Here is a 19,029-nt window from a genome sequence, read left to right on the forward strand (position 1 = left end):
CTAGTTATATAGATCTGGTTCATAACATTGTTACCTGCGCGCTACTGGCTTAAAACCGAGCGCGCAGTGTGTCCCACTGCCACTTATCAGCAGTAAGCCCTAGTAAGCTGCAAAACACTTCATAGTCTTGCTTGCCCATGGCCGAGGCCACTGTTTTTAGTTGTGATTTAGCCTTTATTGCCTTCACTTGCAAAAGCTCTAATCGAACATCCGCATTGTTATCAAAGTTATTGTTAATAATTGCATCGGCTTTAAGGGTTGCGTCCCATGCTGTAAGAACATAATTCAACAGCTTCATGTATACCGTGATCATGGATTTACGGCTAATGGACTGTTCAAAAAGAGAGCCGACAAAAAGGCGTTTCATTGCAGCTTCCGATTCTTGCTGCACACTATCGTTTAACTGATTGAGCTGTACTAAGAAATCGCTGAGTAATTTGAAATGAAGTTCACTGTTAACCTGTGAGTCGTTCAGTAGGTTTATATCGTCACTCAACATATCTAGCGCGACGAGCGTACGCTGTGGGCTTGTCATAAATTTATTGCCTGTTAACGACCAAAAGCACCGAATGCAGTGCTGTCTTCGACCTATTAATACCACAGGCCTTAAATAAATTGATGATAATCGTAACTATCATGCATTTAGCTGTAAAGCGGGTTAACTGAAACCAGAATACGCCGTTTGAAAAGCACTGTATTTTAGAAAGAACATAGGGTCTTAAAAAGAATATCGTGTTTTAGGAAGATCATAGGGTTTTAGAAAAGGAAAACGGGGCTAATGCCCCGTTTTTTACTGCTTAGTGTTTAATTACATTTCTAGCTTTGCGGTAACATCGTGACGCAAGTCAAATCTGTCTAGCGTCATCACCTTTGTCCATGCATCAACAAAGTCAGTAACAAAGCGCTCTTTGGCATTGTCATAAGCATAAGCTTCTGCAACTGCGCGTAATTCACTGTTTGAACCGAACACTAGATCAACTGGCGTTCCTGTGTAAACCACTTCACCTGAGCTGCGATCTACGCCTTCGTAAACAGCTGGATCATCGGTCTTTCTCCACTTTGTCGACATGTCGAGCAAGTTAACAAAGAAATCGTTGCTTAACGCGCCAACGTTGTCCGTAAATACGCCGTGCTTGCTATCTCCAGTGTTGGCGCCAAGTGTACGCATTCCACCGATAAGTGCCGTCATCTCTGGCACAGTCAAGCTTAGCTGATCTGCTTTGTCTACTAGCATTTCAGTTGGCGAGCGATAGCTTGCTTCTGCATCGTAGTAGTTTCTAAATGCATCTGCTGTTGGCTCAAGCAATGAGAAAGCATTCACATCTGTTTGCTCTTGCGTCGCGTCGGTACGGCCTACCACAACAGGCACTTCTACACTAACACCTGCATTCGATGCTGCTTTCTCTATAGCGGCAGCGCCACCGATAACAATCAAATCGGCTAACGATACTTTCTTCTTCGAAAACATTTGAGAATTAAAGTCGTCTTGCACTTCTTTAAGCTTAGCGATAACCGACTTCACCAATTCTGGCTCGTTCGCTTCCCAACTTGCTTGAGGCGCAAGCGCTAAGCGCGCACCGTTTGCACCACCACGGTAATCTGAAGCTCTGAAGCTCGCTGCAGAAGCCCATGCTGTTTTAACAAGCTCTTGTACTGAAAGACCAGTATCTAAAATTTCGCCTTTCAACTCTTTCACATCGTCCGCTGAAATGGCTTTGTAATCTGCAACGGGTACCGGGTCTTGCCAAGTGAAGTTTTCTTCTGGAATATCGTTACCCAAGTAGCGAGCCTTTGGCCCCATATCGCGGTGCGTAAGTTTAAACCAAGCTTTCGCGAATGCAGTTTGATATTCTTTTGGATCTGCTAAGAAGCGTTCTACAATTTTGCGATACTCAGGGTCGTATTTTAATGCAAGGTCGGCAGTGGTCATCACTGGCGCGTGCATTTTGCCTTCAACGTGTGCATCTGGAACAGACTGATGTGCAGATTCGTCTTTAGGGATCCACTGTACTGCACCTGCTGGGCTGCGCGTTTGCTTCCACTCAAAGCCCATCAAGTTTGACAAATACAAGCTAGTCCATTTCGTCGGTGCCTGTGTCCAAGCTCCTTCCAAACCACTGGTTACTGTATCTTCAGAATGCCCTTTGCCACAGTTGTTTTTCCAACCCAAACCTTGCTCTTCTAAACCCGCAGCACCCGGCTCGCCTTCTAGGCAATCGGCAGGTTTGTGCGCACCGTGCATTTTACCAAAGGTGTGACCACCGGCGATTAGCGCTACGGTTTCTTCATCGTTCATCGCCATACGTTTAAACGCAGTTCGAATGTTTTTCGCCGAGCCCATAGGATCAGGAACACCCTTAGGACCTTCTGGGTTTACGTAAATTAGACCCATGTGCGTTGCACCCAATGGACGTTTTAGCTCGCCATCGCGCTCTTCACGATCACTTGCCAGCATTTCCACTTCTGGACCCCAGTACACCATGTCCGGCTCCCAGTCGTCTGTACGACCGGCTGCAAACCCGTATGTGTCAAAGCCCATGTTTTCCATACCTACGGTACCAGCAAGTATCATTAGGTCGCCCCATGAAAGGCTTTCACCGTACTTTTGCTTAATTGGCCATAGTAAGCGACGTGCTTTATCTAGGTTACCGTTATCTGGCCAGCTGTTAAGCGGGTTGAAGCGCATTTGACCGCCATCACCGCCGCCTCGACCATCTAGTGTGCGGTAGGTACCTGCGCTATGCCAAGAAAGACGAATAAAGAACGGGCCATAGTTACCGTAATCTGCTGGCCACCAGTCTTGAGACGTAGTGAGCAATTCGTTAACGTCTGCTTTTACTTGGTCTAAGTCTAGCTTTGAGAATGCTTCTGCGTAGTTAAATTCATCACCAAGGGGGTTTGACCGGCTGTCGTGGTCTCTAAGCGCAGATAAGTCTAGTTGATCTGGCCACCAGAATTGATTGGTCTTAGCTTGGAATGGTTTGGTCATTCCAGTGCCTTTAGCGCCTGCTGGCTTGCTGATTTCTTGATTAGCAATGGCGCCTGTTGCACTTAACGATAATGCTACTAGTGCAGATAGCGTTGTTTTTTTGAACCTTATCATGGTCATATTTTCATCCCGTTGGTGCTAGTTGTATCAAAACGAAAAAAGACAATTCTTCTTTCGAAATTCAATTAACAAATCATTTACTTTCAACGACGATAAAGATAGTCAGAAGTTTCAGCTTACGATAGTTAATAAATTGGATTCACCTAATAGTATTTTCCAATCAATAAATTTATTATTAAATTTCATGGAGTTATGATTTAACCAACGCAATGACTCGCATCGACCTCACATTTTAATCGAGATTATCGTTTACAGATTAGTACCGACTGGGTTACGCGTGACGGTGACTTGCTTTTCCTTGCTTACCTATTAAAAGAAGTAAAAACGAAAACGGCGTGCTTAACACGCCGCGGCAGGTATTATCCGTCAATGCCTTTGATTAACTTAGCGAGTTCTTCAATTTTCGACACCGTCGTTTTAACAAGATTATCAATTTCATTTGATGAGGATTGAGAATTACCGGCTAAGGTTCTTACTTCATCAGCAACCACTGCAAAGCCCCTTCCCATCTCACCGGCGCGTGCAGCCTCAATAGCAGCGTTCAGCGCCAGTAGATTTGTCTGTTCCGATATAGAGTTAATGGTACCGACAATAGTGCTTATGGTCTGACTTGTAGTGAGTAGTTCTTGCATTGCCCCTTGTGTATCGTTAACCGCTTGTTTGCGAGAAGACACATTAATAGCAAAAAATACATATCGGGTAATTTGCCCATTAAAGTTCTTCAATGCACTTACTCTCGAGTCAAACGCTAAGTATTTGTCATTGTTCTTAAACTCTAAAATCTTAGATACAAAGCCGGTTGAATTCAGCTGCGATAAATCCTCAGTGGTAAGGCGAGACATAAGCTCTCGTGCAAATTCTTTAGAATCGTAAGCACCATTAATAGTCTCTTTGAGTAACTTATTGGCTTCTATTAATTTACCATCTGGTTCCATTTCTAAGAGCACAAGCGCACTACCAATGGCATTGAGTTTATTGGTAAAGTCGAGGGCCATTTGTTTAACGCGAGTGATGTCGGCCTGAACGGCAATAAAGTTAACTAACTGGCCTTCTTTAAAAACCGGATTGATAGACAGTGACGTCCAGTAAGGTGAGCCATCTTTGCGATAGTTGAGGATTTCATCGTAAAACGCCTCGCGATTTTTAAGCTTCTGCCGAATAACGTCTACGGTTCTGTGGTCGGTCTCTTCGCCTTGTAAAAACGAACCTGGTTTTTTACCCTTAACCTCGTCTAAGCTCCAGCCGGTAAGTCGATAGAAACCGTTGTTTACATACTCAATTAGCCCATCGGCGTTTGAAATAATAACCGCGTTGTCCGTTTCATTAGCAACTAAAGACAGCATGCGCTGTAATTCACGTTGCTCTACTTCTTCAGTAACGTCCCTCACAAATGCGGTGTACAGCGTTCTATCTGCTAGCCGAACCTTGGAAAGAGACAGTCTGCCCCATAATTCTTTACCGTCTTTTCGCTCTACTCGTACTTCACGACTAGTACCAACAATTTTATCCTGCCCAGTCTCTCTGTTTGCGTTCACATAGTTGTCGTGATTTGCCTGAATGGCTTGGGGAACCAACATTTTGACGTTTTTCCCAATCACTTCCTCACGACGATATCCCCAAAACTTTTCAGCCGATGCATTAAACAACGTCACCTCGTTGCGTTCATTAATACACACCACTGCATCAAGGGCCTGCTCTAGGGTTTGCTCTACGATTTCTCGAGCTTCGCGTTCTTCCGTAACGTCCCGTACAAATGCGGTGTAGTGTTTCTTTCCACCAACGATGACCTGGGAAAGTGCTAATTGCACCCATATCCGCTGCCCAGACTTAGTCTCTAGCTCTACTTCTCGAGAGCTACCAACTATCTTATTCACATTCGTATTACGGTGGGTATTCACATAGCTGTCGTGATTTGATTGATGCTCTCTTGGCACAAGCATTTTAATGTTTTTGCCCAGTACTTCAGAGGGAGAGTACCCCCATAACTGCGTCGCAGCGTCGTTGTAAAACGTTATATTATTATTTTCATCTATCGTTACAACCGCAAGTATTGACTGGGATAATGCTTGTTTAGCCGCATTTTCTCGGGAAAAAAACGCCATCTTATTTAACTCCGAACTATTAGTACCCAAATATATAGGCGAAAAATGATGTTTTTACCAACTAGAACGAAAATAAGACCCCAGAACGTGAAATTATTACAATAAAGTGGCTAGGGGTTCAGTATTTAATGAGGCTCCAAGTGAAAAATACCCGCTTAAAAACAAAACCTTAAAGTAATAAAGAGGACTTAAAAGAAACGGAACGATTTCTGCAACTACCCTTCGTTAAAGGAAATGATTAGCCAAAGGGTAACGTAATGACATCGCACAATAATATATTTGAACCGGGTGAAAACTGTTGGGTAAAGAGCAATGCTACGTTTGCTGCGCCACTGATTGACTGCGGGAATTATTACAAAGCGTTGCACAGTGCGATTGTCAAAGCAAAGCACAGTATTTTTATCGTTGGCTGGGACATCGATAGTCGAATTCGCCTCCTGCGTGGTGAAGATGAAGAACAAAGCGAAGCGCCAAGTAGAATAAGCGACTTGCTAAAATGGAAGGCTGAGCAAAACCCCGATATGAAGGTTTACCTGCTTCGCTGGGATTCTTCATTGGCCTTTTTTGCTCAGCGAGAAATGTGGGCAAAAGAAGCGTGGGATGAAAAAACCCCTGACAATGTAAAAACCGAACTCGACGACACCATTCCAATGGGCGGAAGCCAACATCAAAAGATTGTACTTGTTGATGACGAACTGGTTTTTTCTGGCGGAATGGATGTTTCAACCAACCGTTGGGATACAAGGGATCATCCTGTTGTGTCTGAAGAGCGTGACGGACCAGACGGCGAGTATGGCCCCCTGCATGACGTTCAAATGGTATCAAGCGGTCCTGTAGTGGCCGACTTCTCTAAACTCGTTCGTTGGAGATGGCAGCGTGTAGCAAACGAAACTCCCATTGTGGTGAGAGAGGATGCAAATGTAAGTATAGATGCGCCTATTCCACCATCATGGCCGCAAGATTACCCCCCTATTTTTGAGGATGTTGAGTGTGCACTTGCTAGAACCATCCCATTTATGGATGAAGTAGAACCCGCGCAAGAAGTACGCAACATGCTACTCGACCTCATCAACGAAGCTGAATCGATTATCTATATTGAAAATCAGTTCACCACCCGCCAAGAAATTGCAGAAGCATTAAATAGGCAGCTCAAATTAAAGCCTGACTTAAGCGTGTGTATTGTGAGTTCTTACGAGCCCAAGGGAAAGTTTGAATGCGAAGCGTTCTGGGCAAGTAGAATACAGTTTAAATCTATCTTAGAAAAAGGCATCGCTCCTGAGCGAGTAAAAGTTACCTACTCGTCTATTGAAGATATGCAGGGCCGCAGAGCATACAAGCGTATTCATTCAAAGGTAATGACCATTGATGATAAGTATCTCGTTATCGGCTCATCAAATTTGAGCAACCGCTCAATGACCTTAGATACTGAAATTGACACCATACTGTTTGGTAATACACCTCAAAATAGACAAAGCATCGCCCATGTGAGAAATGACCTTTTAGCAGAGCATACGGGCAGAACGATAGAAGACATGGAAACGATTCTCAAAGAATCACAGCCTGTTGACGCCCTTATGCGCGGCCAAATTGCACACGGTTACATATTAACTGAAGTGCGAGATGAAATATTTACTGAGCAGTCGAGTAGCAATCTTTTTCGATCATTGTCAGACCCCGAAGAGCCGCTTATTTCTATTCCCACTTTAGGCGGCGCTGTGACACCGGCTAGAAACCCAAGACGCCGCAGTATAATGATAGCCATCGGCTTAACCGTATTGGCGGTACTGGGCGGTCTTATGTTTTGGGCCAGCCAATCTATTTCTTGGCTAAGTGCCGATAGCATCAATGCATTTTTAGAAGAAAGTCGCGGCACCTATTTTGCCCTACCCACTGTGCTTCTTGTTTATGTAATAGGCGGCATTCTCTTTTTCCCTGTTACCGTATTATCCCTCGCCGTTGCGGCCATTTTTGGCCCTATTTGGGGCCCTGTTTACGGGATGATGGGAGCATTGTTAAGCTCGGCCATACTGTTTGGTATTGGTAAGCTTTCGGGCAATGCCGGCTTACGAAAACTGGGTGGGCCTAAAGTTGCTGCCGTTGATGAAAAACTTAAGCGCAGCGGCATAGTAGGTGTTGCCGCTATACGTATGCTGCCTGTAGCCCCTTTCAGCCTAGTGAACTTGGTAGCAGGTATTTCATCTATCGGTATTTTTCAATTCTTGGTAGGGACCTTTCTTGGTATGTTTCCACCGATGATAGCGAAAGGCTTAGTGGGAGACTCTATTACTCAGATTTGGCGTAACCCGTCTATTGAGTCGATTAGCTACCTTGTAGCAGGCATATTACTTTGGGCGTTTCTGATATGGGGCTCGCAAAAATTTGCACGCTATTATCAACAGAAGAAACAGGCCAATGCGTCTGATAAACAGTCGGAAAACAGTGAGAATGAAGAATGTGCCGCATAGTTTCTTATAATATTCACGGTGGCATAGGGACAGATAAGCAGCATGACTACAAAAGGATTGGGCAGTATTTAACACAACTTGGTGCTGACATTGTGTTATTGCAGGAAATGGATACCCGCCCAAGTGACAGGGATACGGCGCAGGATATTAACGATATCTGCGCCAACAATGCGTTTAGTCTGACTGCATCGCCGGCGCTTACTGAGCTCGATGGGTGGTACGGCAATGCAGTGTTGAGTCGCTTTGACGTTTTGTCTACAGAAACATTGGATGTAAGTCAGGACGGTAGGCAACCGCGAAATGTTCAGTTAGTTGAACTTCAAACGGAAAAAGGCCCGTTAACAGTGGTAAATACGCACAAAGGGCTTAAAACAAAAGAGAGAAAATCTCAGTTCTCGCTGTTGCATACCTATTTAGAAAAGCGGTTGGAGAGTCACCCAACACCTATGGTGCTTGCCGGCGACTTTAACGAGTGGCAGTTTTTCTCAAAAGCGTTTACGTCTTTAAATACATTGCTACACCAGCAAAAAATGGGGGCGACATTTCCTAGTGGCTTCCCTGTTTTTTCACTCGACAGAGTGTGGGTATCAAGTGATATTCGCGTGCAGAAGTACGGCAAAGTTAAGGACAAGAAAACCGCAGTAATGTCTGATCATCTTCCTGTGCTTATCGATATCGAATTACCGGAACAAGGTTAGTAGCCAGTTATCATCACTATCTGCAACTAAGTAACTGATGTGGCAAATTCAAGCTTGCCGCACCAGTGCTGAAGGTCATATTCGGCGCTAACCACCTTTTTGATAGTACCCAAGGCTTGTTGAATATGCCGTTGTTTAACTGCATTTTTGTCTGTAAATGCGAACACCGTGCGGTGCATATCTGGCTCTACGATTTTAACTGACTCGACTAGGCCAGACTCTTTGAGATGAAAAATAGCGGATGTAGGCAGAATCATTACGCCTTCACCATTAATAACTTGTCGCAAGCCTGTCATTAATTGTCCGGAATAAGCGTGATCGTGATTTAACATTACACCTGTTTTTTGTTCGTAATACGCAATTAACTGCCCTAGTGAATCTTTTATTCCCGGCGAGAGTAATGGAATCTCCCGCAACTCACAAAACGAAACTTCTGCTCGATGACGAAGAAATTCAAACTCTCGCTTTTCAGTGGATGCAGAAAACACCAGGTGCATTTCTTCTTGAATCAAAGGGGTAGCATGTGTGCTTTTATCATCGACAGCTTCTCGATAAGTTAACGCGATATCGATGTGCTTTGATTCAAGCCAGTCTTTGATGGTGTAGGAAGGCCCTGTACTTATTTCTACTTTTAATCTTTCACTCGATTTACCCATTTCAGTAAGCAGCGGCAGCGAGACCACATTTCCAATAGAGGGAATAACGCCAATTTTAATCACTCTATTTTGCGAGTGACTTTCCTCACTTACTGCATTTTTGGCAACATCCATTTGCTCTAACAGTGCCGTTGCATGAGTAAGGAAAATTTCGCCAGCAGCAGTGAGGGTTATGCCCGAAAAACTGCGGTTAAATAAGGTGGCTTTAATCTCTCTTTCTAAGCTTGCCAATTGCTGACTCACCGCAGGTTGAGCAATACTGAGCGCTCGTGCTGCAGACGCAATACTGCCTTTCTTCGCGGCGGTAACAAAATATTCCAACTGTTTTGAATGCACAACACCACCTCGGTGAAATTTATGAATCAACACACCGATGCATACTTGCTCACGCATCCGCTGTGTTGAATAGGTAGTAATAAGCCGGCAATTTATAGCTAAGTGGTTTATCGCCAGAGACTGTTCTCAATAAGGCCGTTTACAGCAAGCATACTTAGCATTGCTCTTTTGTATAGACGAGAGCAGCAAAGTATATGCCACCAAATTTGCTCCCAAATTTGTTCACAAGAACCTCTCACGTACAGCCGTATCTATCGACTACGACATACAGCATGGTTTTTTCTGGCGTCTCATCCCTAAAAATTTAAAGCATCGATTTAACTAGCTACAGACCAATAAAATCAATGGTTCGAGGACAGGCTCAATACTTTCCTTATACCCCTAAATAATGTTCTTTCTTCCTCGCTGGTAAAAGAGCTTTTAGCCTACGAACATGAAACGCATTTTTTTAAAATGGGCGTAGGCTGGAATAGTCGCTTTGCATAGCGCCTTTGTTGTGCATTGTATTGCTTAAAATCAGTGCATATAAGCGACATAAATAACGACACTTATAACAGTACATATAGGAACGCATACAAGAACGCCAAGCCTGGCTACTGTTAAACGCTCAAGTTCATCAATTTATCAGTGCAACAACTTTCAATGGAGCAAAAGCGTTAATGGAAATAGAACTACTGCTGTTTGTAGTTACGTTATGTGCAACAGGTGCAATTGCGGGGATAACTGCAGGCCTGTTCGGCAATGGTGGAGGCTTTGTTGTAGTACCTGCCCTTTTAGCAGTATTTCCTTTCTTCACTCCTCCTTCAGAGGCATTGGTAAAAGTGGCCATTGGAACCTCGTTAGCCTCTATTGTTGTTTCAAGTGCTCGTTCTGTCATGGCCCATAAAGCTAAAGGCGCTGTGGACTTCGACATACTTCGCTCGTGGAGCATTTGGCTTGTGCTGGGTGTAATAGGTGGAGTGGCGATAGCAAGTTATACCAGCGCTAACGGCCTCACCGTAGTATTCGCAGCCGGTGTATTATTGTACTCGGTGTATTTTTTATTTCCTGAATTCGTCGTTCGACCAGGCCTTGTATTCGCGATGCCCACGGGAAAGGGTAAAGCCTTGCTTGCCTTCGTACTAGGAGGCTTTTCTGCATTGCTGGGTATTGGTGGCGGCACACCAACTGTTATCACCATGGTGATGTGCAAACGCAGTATTCAGCAAGCGGTAGCTACCGCTGCAGGCGTTGGCTTTTTAATTGGGTTGCCCGGTGCTATAGGCTTTTTATTTATGACGCATTCCCAAACCGGTGCACTGCCGTTTGGTACCGTTGGCTACATTAATCTACCTGCCCTTGTGGCTATTAGCATTGGCGCTATTTTTACCGCACCTATTGGGGCCAAAATGGCCCATAACTTTAGTGAAAAAAGACTGAAGCGCTTATTTGGTATCTATCTCGTCCTTGTGTCTAGCGCTATGTTTTACAAGGCAATGTAGGCGAGTAACAAAAAAATTAACGATTAAGAAAAAGGAATAACACCATGACTATGAATCGCTCAAGACGTTTATTTCTTGGCGGAAGCGCCGCGGCCACGGCTGTAGGAGCAAGCGGCATTGTTACCACCCTAGGCGCTCAGGCAGCAACCGCTCAGGCATTAAAAAATCAACCGCCACTTCGCTATGGCCCTAAACCTGGCGTAGCTAAGCTTAATGCCAACGAAAACCCATTTGGACCGAGCACCGCTGCACTTAAAGCCATATCGGATGCTGCAGCGCAAGGTGGTGCATACTATGCCTACCCTGCAGCCATGAGATTAATAGACATGATTGCAGAGCGACACGGCATTGAAAAAACAAACATATCGCTAAGCGCAGGCTCAAGCCCAATTTTATCTTATACCGCGTTAGCGGCTAGTCAAAAGGGCAATATTTTAGGGCCTGATCTATTTTGGGATACCACATCCAAAGCGCCTGAAAAACAAGGGGGTCGTGAAATTATCCGCGTAGCTAATACGGCCGCGCTAGATATCGATTTAGACGCTATTTACAACGCTATTGATGGCTCTATTGGTATGGTGCACATATGTAACCCTAATAACCCAACTGGAAAAATTTTAGACCCTAAAGCGCTGAGAGAGTTTTGCATTAAAGCCTCTAAGAAAACGCTTGTGCTGGTAGATGAAGCATACAACGAACTTACCGATGACCCATCGGCACATACCATGATCCCACTAGTTAAAGCTGGCCACAATATAGTCGTGGCTCGTACCTTCTCGAAAATTTATGGCCTTGCGGGTATGCGGGTGGGTTACCTAATAGCATCAGAACAAAATACTGAATGGGTAAATCAATACGGGATGGGTAATTACACGTTGAACCAAGCCGGTCTTGCGGCAGCGATTGCAAGCTACAACGATGATGCATTTCTCACATTTTCGAAAGATAAAATTCTACAGGGACGCGCGATGGTGATGGATGCTGTGAAAGCTAACGGTTTGACAGCCGCATCATCGAGTACTAATTTTGTATTTGTCAATTTAGGAAGTGGAAATGCTGAACACTTCAGACGTGCAATGGCTGAAAAAGACATATTGATCCGCGGTATTTACAGAAGTTACAACAATTGGTCTCGAGTTAGCATGGGCACAATTAGCGATGTGCAAAGGTATATTGATGCAATACCAGAAGCCCTAGAAAAGATGGAAAAAGCCCAAAACGCGTAATCACTAACGCTATTCATGTGCGCTGAATATCGCGGCGCACACATCCATACCTCTATAAATATCTTCATTTGCCTCTTTAGCGCCACTTTTAGACTTAAAGTATAATACGCACAAAAGTCACTTTTGCCATATAATCTCAATTATTGAAAGTACGGCTAACTGCAAACTTTTTCTCATAGATTGTTGCAGTAACGCTAATCTTGCACATACTTTACTACTGTGCAGACACGATGGATGCCATCTAGGAGATTTTTTAATGTCGATATCTGTTTTAGTTGCTGATGATTCTAAGCTGTCTAGACGCAGTGTTATTCGTGCATTGCCACAAGATTTAGACTATACCATTAGTGAAGCAACGAATGGTCAAGAGGCCATAAACTTGCTAGCAGAAACAACGTTTGATCTACTATTGCTCGACCTCACTATGCCTGAGGTAGATGGCGTTGGCGTGTTGGAATACCTTCACGAACAAGAAAGTACACTTAACGTCATTGTTATCAGTGCTGATTTTCAGCCAGAGAAACAGAAGATTGTGATATCCCTTGGCGCAAAACGCTTTTTGAGAAAACCACTAGACAAAGAAGAGCTCGCTATGGCGATGTTCGAATTGGGGTACTTATGAGTATTGTGTTACCACTTGACGAAGATCAAAGAGATGCGCTGCAAGAGTTGCTCAATATATCAATGGGGCAAGCTGCAAATTCACTGGCTCAACTCATTGAAACGAAAATTGACATTTCTATCCCAAAAATTTCTACGGTGACGCCAAACGAACTGTATGGTTTGCTGTTTGAAACAAAAGACGCCTTTTATACGCGCCAGTCATTTTTGGGTGATATCCATGGCGAAGTCATGTCGGTGCTATCACAGTCTGGCCTGGCTGAAGTGGCAAAGCTGATGGACTACGAAGAGCCTCTTACAAAAGAAGACATTCAAGAAATCATACTCGAGCTTTGTAACATTCTTGCAGGTGCTTGCTTAGCAGGGCTATCTGATCAGTTAGAGCTGACCACGAACTTGAATATGCCAACCCTATTTCAACCTGAAAAGTCCAACTTTAGCGACCTGCAGTGGCAGCATACCTTAGTGATGGAGGTGCAATTTATCATTGCCATATCATCATTCAGTATGCGCGTTGTTTTTTGTTTAGACGATGAATCTCTCATCAGAATGAAAGACACATTGGATGAGTTACTCGGGTAATGTTCGAGCAACTCGTTAGTAAACTTCCCGTCGGGATCGGCATTGTTGACGAAGCATTCAACGTGGTTTACTTGAATGACTTTTTTTTAGACCGCTTGCCACACGAGTTGCGAAAAGATTACAAAGAACAATCTGTTACTGAATTATTCAAAGGCCAAGGAAAGTTTCTTAAACGGCGACTTAAGTCAGTGTTTGTGTTGCAACACCCCAGCTTTAGTTATTGGGAGCAACGGCCACACATTTTCCCGTTTAAAAGTAGCCGCCCTATTACGGGCGAAGAAACCCAGATGTATCAAAATATGGAAATTATTCCTATAAAAGATAATACATCCGGCAGAAAACTAGCCTGTATATTCCTTCAAGACGTAACGGCCCAAGCCAGCTATTTTCGTGCCCAGCAAAAGCTCTCTCAAGCGCTTAAAAAAGAACACGCTGAGCAGCGTAAGCTCATCAGAAAACTGGATACCGCACAAAGCCAGCTTATTCAAGCTGAAAAAATGGCTTCTACCGGACAGTTAGCTGCAGGTATAGCTCATGAAATCAATAATCCTATTGGCTTTGTTACTGCAAACTTAGATACCTTGTCTCAATATGCGTCACATCTTTTGGCAATATGCGATGGTGTGGAATCTCAGATTACTCATTTCACAGAAGAGATGCAGGAACAGGTGCAATCTCTCTATGAAAGTAACCACTATGCAATGCTAAAGGACGATATTACCGAGCTTATTGACGAATCGAGCGAAGGTTTGAGCCGTGTGAGAGACATCGTTGAAAACCTTAAAAACTTTTCTTTAGAGACTGCGGATGGTTATCAAAACATTGAAGTTTGCAGCGTGGCAAAACAGCTTATTACATTAATATCAGCGCAGTATGCAAAGCCTGAGTATAAGTTTGAATGTGCTAAGGAAAAGCTAGAAGTCATCGGCGACCCTGGCACGCTTAAGCAAGCGCTGATGAACGTGATGGTTAACGCAGCCCAAGCCATTGAAGATAAGGGCTTTATAAAGCTAAGCATTATCGAAAATGACAATGATATTGCGTTTAAAATTTTAGACAGCGGGTGTGGTATTGCCGAACAAAACCTAAAGCGTATATTTGAACCTTTCTTTACTACAAAGCCTGAAGGGCAAGGCCAGGGGTTGGGCTTATCCGTTGCCTATACCGCAATAGAGAAACATCAGGGAAAAGTATCTATAAGCAGTAAAGAAGGCAAAGGCACCGTTGTGCAAATTACGATTCCAAAAAGTCCCCCGCAATCTTCCACTACTGATAATTCAGAGCCCGCGACTGAAGCGCTTTCAAAATAGCGCTAACGAAAAAGCGACTTGCCTGGATTCTCGCTGAGTTGGGGCATCGTTCCTGGCTAATAGCTCTTTGCTAACAGCTCTTTGCTAATAGTTTCTTGCTAACAGTTTCAACACATTTTGTGAGGTAGCGCTGGGCTCAACACCTGTATCAGTCACGTAAAATAAACACGTAATACGTATTTATCTAGTTATACATTCGCCGGTTAGTTTAGCCGCTCTCAGTTAGTTGCTGTCAGTTTAGCGGCCAAGGGCTGAGTAAACGTTAATACACTGTCATCTAGTAGCGTTTTTGTTAGTTCTCCCTCGGCAACCAAATAATTTAAATGGGCGTAACACTCTGCCACAGCAAACACCATATTTCTACTTGAGAGCTTTCGCTTAAACATCACGGGCAGTAGCTGAGCCACCGTTTGTGGTGTGGCACACGCACTTTTTAATGCACTAAGGTGTTGATGGTGATGCGCAAGTAATTCATCAACCCGTTGGTGCAAGCCTACAAACGGGAGCTTGTGAGCGGGTAATACAACTGTATCTTCTGGGAGCGCTTTGAACGGAGGGAGCGTGGTAAGGTAGTCATTCAAAGTAAGCGCGTCAGGCTCGGTAGAGTAAGCGCCAATATTTGGCGTTATCATGGGCAGTATGTGATCGCCTGAAATCAACACCCCTTTACTTTCGCAGTACAGACAAGCGTGCTCTGGAGAATGTCCCCTTCCAACCAATACTTTCCACTCGTTATTATCAAATGACAGCACATCGTTGTGCTTCAATCGCGTATAACTGACTGGAATGGGTGATACAACTTGGCTAAACCCTTTACCATCTCCCTGAGTAAGCTTTTCAACTAGCTCGCTGTCTAGGCCAGCTTGGCTAAAATAACGGACATCTCTTTTATTCGACGCACCATTTTTGCCTGCACAAAACGCTCTAGCAGTGAAGTACTCAGTTTGTGACATATAAAAAGGAACATCAAATTCGTCGGCAATCCAACCCGCTAACCCGATGTGGTCGGGATGAAGATGGGTGACGATAACAGCGGATATATTGCCATCGAGCTTTTCAAATATCTGTTGCCACAACGCTTTCGTTGTCGACGTACCAATACCCGTATCAACAACCACCCACTTGTCTTCATCTTTAATGAGATAGAGATTAATGTGGTCAAGTTCAAACGGCAAAGGCATAGTTAGCCACATAACACCGTTCGCAATTTCAACAAGTTCACCAGGCTGTGGCTGTTTGTCTGCTAGATATTGCATGGCATACCTCTTTTAAAGATACAAAACTGATTATACGGGATGTTACTTCTAACGCGGCTTAAACGTAAAAACAAACGTATCTCTCGAATGGACATCTATAGTGGTAAGTTATAGCAATGGGCTGGCTATGAAGTTAATGGAATGAGGATAACCGACAGCGAGGTGCGGTATACTTAGCTTTTCTGGCTGGGAATCGGGTTTCTAATACCTAATTAGCACCAATAGGTTTTGAAAAGTGGTAGTAGCTCATTGTTAAAAGTTGATAAACAAAAGAAAAGCATGGCGTGATTAAACAAGGTTATATTCTCAATAAGAGCACGTTTACCGAAAAGGGTAAGGCGTTTGTTGAGCTATGGGTGAAAACACACGAAAAGACGGTAAGGCTAGTGTCTGCCCCTCAGCAGCCCACTTGTTTTGTTGCTATGGATAATAAAGACAAACTTATTAGTGCCTTAGCCGCTTCAGGTGTATTGCACCGTGATGTGTCCTTTCCCTCTGACCACTTTAAAACGCTAGAGCAAATACGGGTTGTTACTGTAAAAACAAACACCGAAAGCCAAATGCACAAGCTCAGAAAAATTGCGACCGAAAATAGTATCACGCTCTATGAAGCCGATATTCGGTTAGCCGACCGATATCTTATGGAACGTTTCATTTATGGTGCTATAGAGTTTGTTTCTCCTAACAACGACAATGAAATAATTAACGCTCGAATTAGACCATCTAACTATTTGCCAGCATTTACGTGGGTAAGTATTGATATTGAATGCGATGAGAACGAATCACTATTTAGTATTTCAATCGCAGGTGAGAGTCATAACGAAGTCATCTTAGTTAGGCCCCCTACTTTCGAAAATAAGGTATTAGCATCAACGAGTCAGCATTACACGTTGGCGGTGGTTGATAGCGAGAAAACGCTGCTTAACGTGTTTTTCTCCCGAATCTGCAATATCGACCCTGATATTATTTTGGGCTGGAATGTGAAGCAGTTTGACTTCGCTGTTATAGCGCGACGTGCAAAGCGCCTGAACGAAAAGCTATTGATGGGCCGACAAGGCAGAGAGGCCACGGCGAGAGAATGGGATGACCAAGTACTGGTCAATATACCGGGCCGCTGCATTGTTGACGGTATAGAGGCGCTCAAAACAATGACCTATCACTTCGACTCATTTTCTTTAGACAATGTAGCCGAGCAGCTTTTAAACGAAAATAAGCTTATTCAAGAAGACGATAAACTCAAGGCAATCAAGCATCAGTATTTGCACGAGCCCTTATCTCTTGCCGACTACAACTTTAAAGACAGCGAACTTGTAAACAGTATCCAACAAAAAACCCAGTTTATTGATTTTTTAACGCTGCGAGGCACGTTGACGGGACTTGAGTTAGGTAGACCCGGTGGGTCAGTTGCCGCGTTTTTAAACGTATATTTACCAAAGCTGCATAGAGAGCATTACGTTGCTGGCGTGCGACCGTCAAATGGCGGGCTTGCAAGCCCTGGTGGATACGTAATGCGTTCTTTACCAGGACTGTATGATGATGTACTGGTTTTAGATTTTAAAAGCCTTTATCCGTCAATAATACGGACATTTAATATCGACCCTTTAGGTTTAGCTGAAGGTTTACTATCTCCCGAAAAAGCCATTCCTGGCTTCAAGGGAGCTGTTTTTAGCCGTACCAAACACTTCTTACCCGACATTATCAAAAATCTATGGGCACAACGTGACGAAGCCAAGCGTCAAGAAGACAAACCCCGCTCTCAGGCTATCAAGATCATCATGAACTCGTTTTATGGCGTTTTAGGTAGTGGCGGTTGCCCCTTTTACGACCCAAGGCTTGCTAGTTCAATTACCCTTCGTGGGCATGACATAATGCAAACCACTGCGAAATGGATTGAAGAGTTAGGATATACGGTTATCTACGGTGATACAGACTCAACCTTTGTTCACTTAAATGACAATATTTCGCTCGGTACGCCAAAGGAGACAGGTAAGCAGCTTGCTACAATCATAAATCAACGGTGGCAGACACTCATCGCTGAAGATTTTAACCTCACCTGTGAGCTAGAAATTGAATTTGAATCTCATTTTACCAAGTTCTTTATGCCTACTATCAGAGGTTCATCAGAAGGCAGCAAAAAGCGTTATGCCGGCATTCGAGATACTGGTATAGAACATACTGAGCCTCAACGAGCATCTAACGACGATGACGGTACCACTTTCTCTGAAAGTAACATCGGTGAGAGTAATGAAAACGAGGAGTTAGTCTTTAAAGGGCTAGAAAACGTTCGCTCTGATTGGACACAATTAGCAAAAGACTTTCAATATGAATTGTATAGTAAAGTGTTTAAACAGCAGCCTGTGAAACAGTTTATACGAGATACGATTGATAAAATTAACAGCGGAGAAGTAGACCAACAGCTGATCTACAAGAAGCGTTTAAGAAAACCTTTATCGTCTTATACGAAATCCCATCCACCTCATGTGAAGGCGGCTATTTTGGCCGATAAGTTAAATGCAGAGCGCCAAGCACCATTACAATATCAACGTAATAGAACCATCGCTTATGTTATTACACTAAACGGCCCTCAAACCAGCGATATGGTGAGCTCCCCCCTAGATCATAACCACTATATTGATAAGCAAATCCGCCCCATAGCAGAGAGTATCCTGCCTTTAATCGGAATAGATTTTAGCGACATCGTCGACGACCAACTCATGCTCTTTTAAAAATTGGGGTCAGGTCCACATTCTTTGATCGTTTATCTGTTGTAGGCAATGCAGACGACAATATTGGGTTCTGCCCCTGTTTTATGTTCGTTAGATTCGGTGTGCTGGATGTAATTGGGAGATAAATGCGGAACTGACCCCATTTATGTTTTTTAGGTTGGATGTTATGAATGTAATCAGGGGGATTAATGAGGACCTGACCCCATTTATTTTTTTGGGGCAGAAAACAAAAAAACCGCCGTTAGGCGGGTTTTTCTTACTGGGACCTGGCAGTCTGGAGGGCCAGCCCGTCCTACTCTCACATGGTGAAACCCCACACTATCCCTGCGCCGGTCACCGGTCGGCGCTAATACGTTTCACTTCTGAGTTTGGAATGAAGTCAGGTGGTGCCGTATCACTATGGCTGCCAGGAAGAGCTGGTTAACAATTTAGGAAAATCTGATATCAAACGATAACTAGGC

The 19,029-nt window shown here is 43.9% G+C and carries 13 protein-coding genes and 1 rRNA gene; 8 read left to right on the forward strand and 6 right to left on the reverse strand.

Going from position 1 to position 19,029, the window contains the following annotated elements; translation table 11 throughout:
• Nucleotides 1-49: 49 nt before the first annotated feature.
• From AC27HD_RS10190 to AC27HD_RS10200, 3 genes are all read right to left on the reverse strand, one after another.
• A complete protein-coding gene (locus tag AC27HD_RS10190) occupies nt 50-535 on the reverse strand; it encodes a hypothetical protein (protein WP_487105518.1) in 486 nt (161 codons plus the stop codon).
• 273 nt (nt 536-808) lie between these two features.
• On the reverse strand, nt 809-3,109 hold the full coding sequence (gene katG / locus AC27HD_RS10195) for a catalase/peroxidase HPI (RefSeq protein WP_487105520.1): 2,301 nt from the start codon (nt 3,107-3,109) through the stop codon (nt 809-811).
• Nucleotides 3,110-3,468: 359 nt separating this feature from the next.
• A complete protein-coding gene (locus AC27HD_RS10200; protein WP_487105522.1) occupies nt 3,469-5,211 on the reverse strand; it encodes a methyl-accepting chemotaxis protein in 1,743 nt (580 codons plus the stop codon).
• A 257-nt stretch (nt 5,212-5,468) separates the two neighbouring features.
• Between AC27HD_RS10200 and AC27HD_RS10205 the strand changes: the two genes are divergently transcribed.
• Nucleotides 5,469-7,676 (forward strand): VTT domain-containing protein, encoded by a 2,208-nt coding sequence (locus AC27HD_RS10205; protein ID WP_487105524.1) that lies wholly within the window; start codon nt 5,469-5,471, stop codon nt 7,674-7,676.
• The gene (locus AC27HD_RS10210) at nt 7,664-8,374 is read left to right on the forward strand and encodes an endonuclease/exonuclease/phosphatase family protein (RefSeq protein ID WP_487105526.1); all 711 of its coding nucleotides are present in this window, start codon (nt 7,664-7,666) and stop codon (nt 8,372-8,374) included. The genes AC27HD_RS10205 and AC27HD_RS10210 overlap by 13 nt, the downstream gene beginning before the upstream one ends.
• A gap of 26 nt (nt 8,375-8,400) precedes the next feature.
• Here AC27HD_RS10210 and AC27HD_RS10215 read toward each other — a convergent pair whose 3' ends face one another.
• Nucleotides 8,401-9,366 (reverse strand): LysR family transcriptional regulator, encoded by a 966-nt coding sequence (locus AC27HD_RS10215; RefSeq protein ID WP_487105527.1) that lies wholly within the window; start codon nt 9,364-9,366, stop codon nt 8,401-8,403.
• A 659-nt stretch (nt 9,367-10,025) separates the two neighbouring features.
• Between AC27HD_RS10215 and AC27HD_RS10220 the strand changes: the two genes are divergently transcribed.
• The 5 genes from AC27HD_RS10220 to AC27HD_RS10240 all read left to right on the forward strand — a co-directional run bounded on the left by AC27HD_RS10220 (nt 10,026) and on the right by AC27HD_RS10240 (nt 14,586).
• On the forward strand, nt 10,026-10,847 hold the full coding sequence (locus tag AC27HD_RS10220) for a sulfite exporter TauE/SafE family protein (protein WP_032097295.1): 822 nt from the start codon (nt 10,026-10,028) through the stop codon (nt 10,845-10,847).
• A gap of 44 nt (nt 10,848-10,891) precedes the next feature.
• Nucleotides 10,892-12,073, forward strand: coding sequence for a pyridoxal phosphate-dependent aminotransferase (locus AC27HD_RS10225; protein WP_487105529.1), 1,182 nt, complete (start codon nt 10,892-10,894; stop codon nt 12,071-12,073).
• 256 nt (nt 12,074-12,329) lie between these two features.
• Nucleotides 12,330-12,695 carry a response regulator gene (locus AC27HD_RS10230; RefSeq protein WP_032097293.1) on the forward strand — a complete coding sequence of 122 codons (366 nt, stop codon included), beginning with the start codon at nt 12,330-12,332 and terminating at the stop codon, nt 12,693-12,695.
• The gene (locus tag AC27HD_RS10235; RefSeq protein ID WP_032097292.1) at nt 12,692-13,276 is read left to right on the forward strand and encodes a chemotaxis protein CheX; all 585 of its coding nucleotides are present in this window, start codon (nt 12,692-12,694) and stop codon (nt 13,274-13,276) included. The genes AC27HD_RS10230 and AC27HD_RS10235 overlap by 4 nt, the downstream gene beginning before the upstream one ends.
• The gene (locus AC27HD_RS10240; protein ID WP_487105532.1) at nt 13,276-14,586 is read left to right on the forward strand and encodes a sensor histidine kinase; all 1,311 of its coding nucleotides are present in this window, start codon (nt 13,276-13,278) and stop codon (nt 14,584-14,586) included. The genes AC27HD_RS10235 and AC27HD_RS10240 overlap by 1 nt, the downstream gene beginning before the upstream one ends.
• Nucleotides 14,587-14,804: 218 nt before the next feature.
• Here the strand turns inward: AC27HD_RS10240 and AC27HD_RS10245 are convergent, their stop codons facing one another.
• A complete protein-coding gene (locus AC27HD_RS10245) occupies nt 14,805-15,842 on the reverse strand; it encodes an MBL fold metallo-hydrolase (protein ID WP_487105534.1) in 1,038 nt (345 codons plus the stop codon).
• Nucleotides 15,843-16,126: 284 nt separating this feature from the next.
• Between AC27HD_RS10245 and AC27HD_RS10250 the strand changes: the two genes are divergently transcribed.
• Nucleotides 16,127-18,568 (forward strand): DNA polymerase II, encoded by a 2,442-nt coding sequence (locus AC27HD_RS10250; RefSeq protein ID WP_487105536.1) that lies wholly within the window; start codon nt 16,127-16,129, stop codon nt 18,566-18,568.
• A gap of 300 nt (nt 18,569-18,868) precedes the next feature.
• On the opposite strand, the gene rrf is transcribed toward AC27HD_RS10250, so the two are convergent.
• Nucleotides 18,869-18,979, reverse strand: a 5S ribosomal RNA gene (gene rrf / locus AC27HD_RS10255).
• Nucleotides 18,980-19,029: the final 50 nt, after the last annotated feature.

Source organism: Alteromonas sp. 4NS20-0143 (assembly GCF_057542855.1).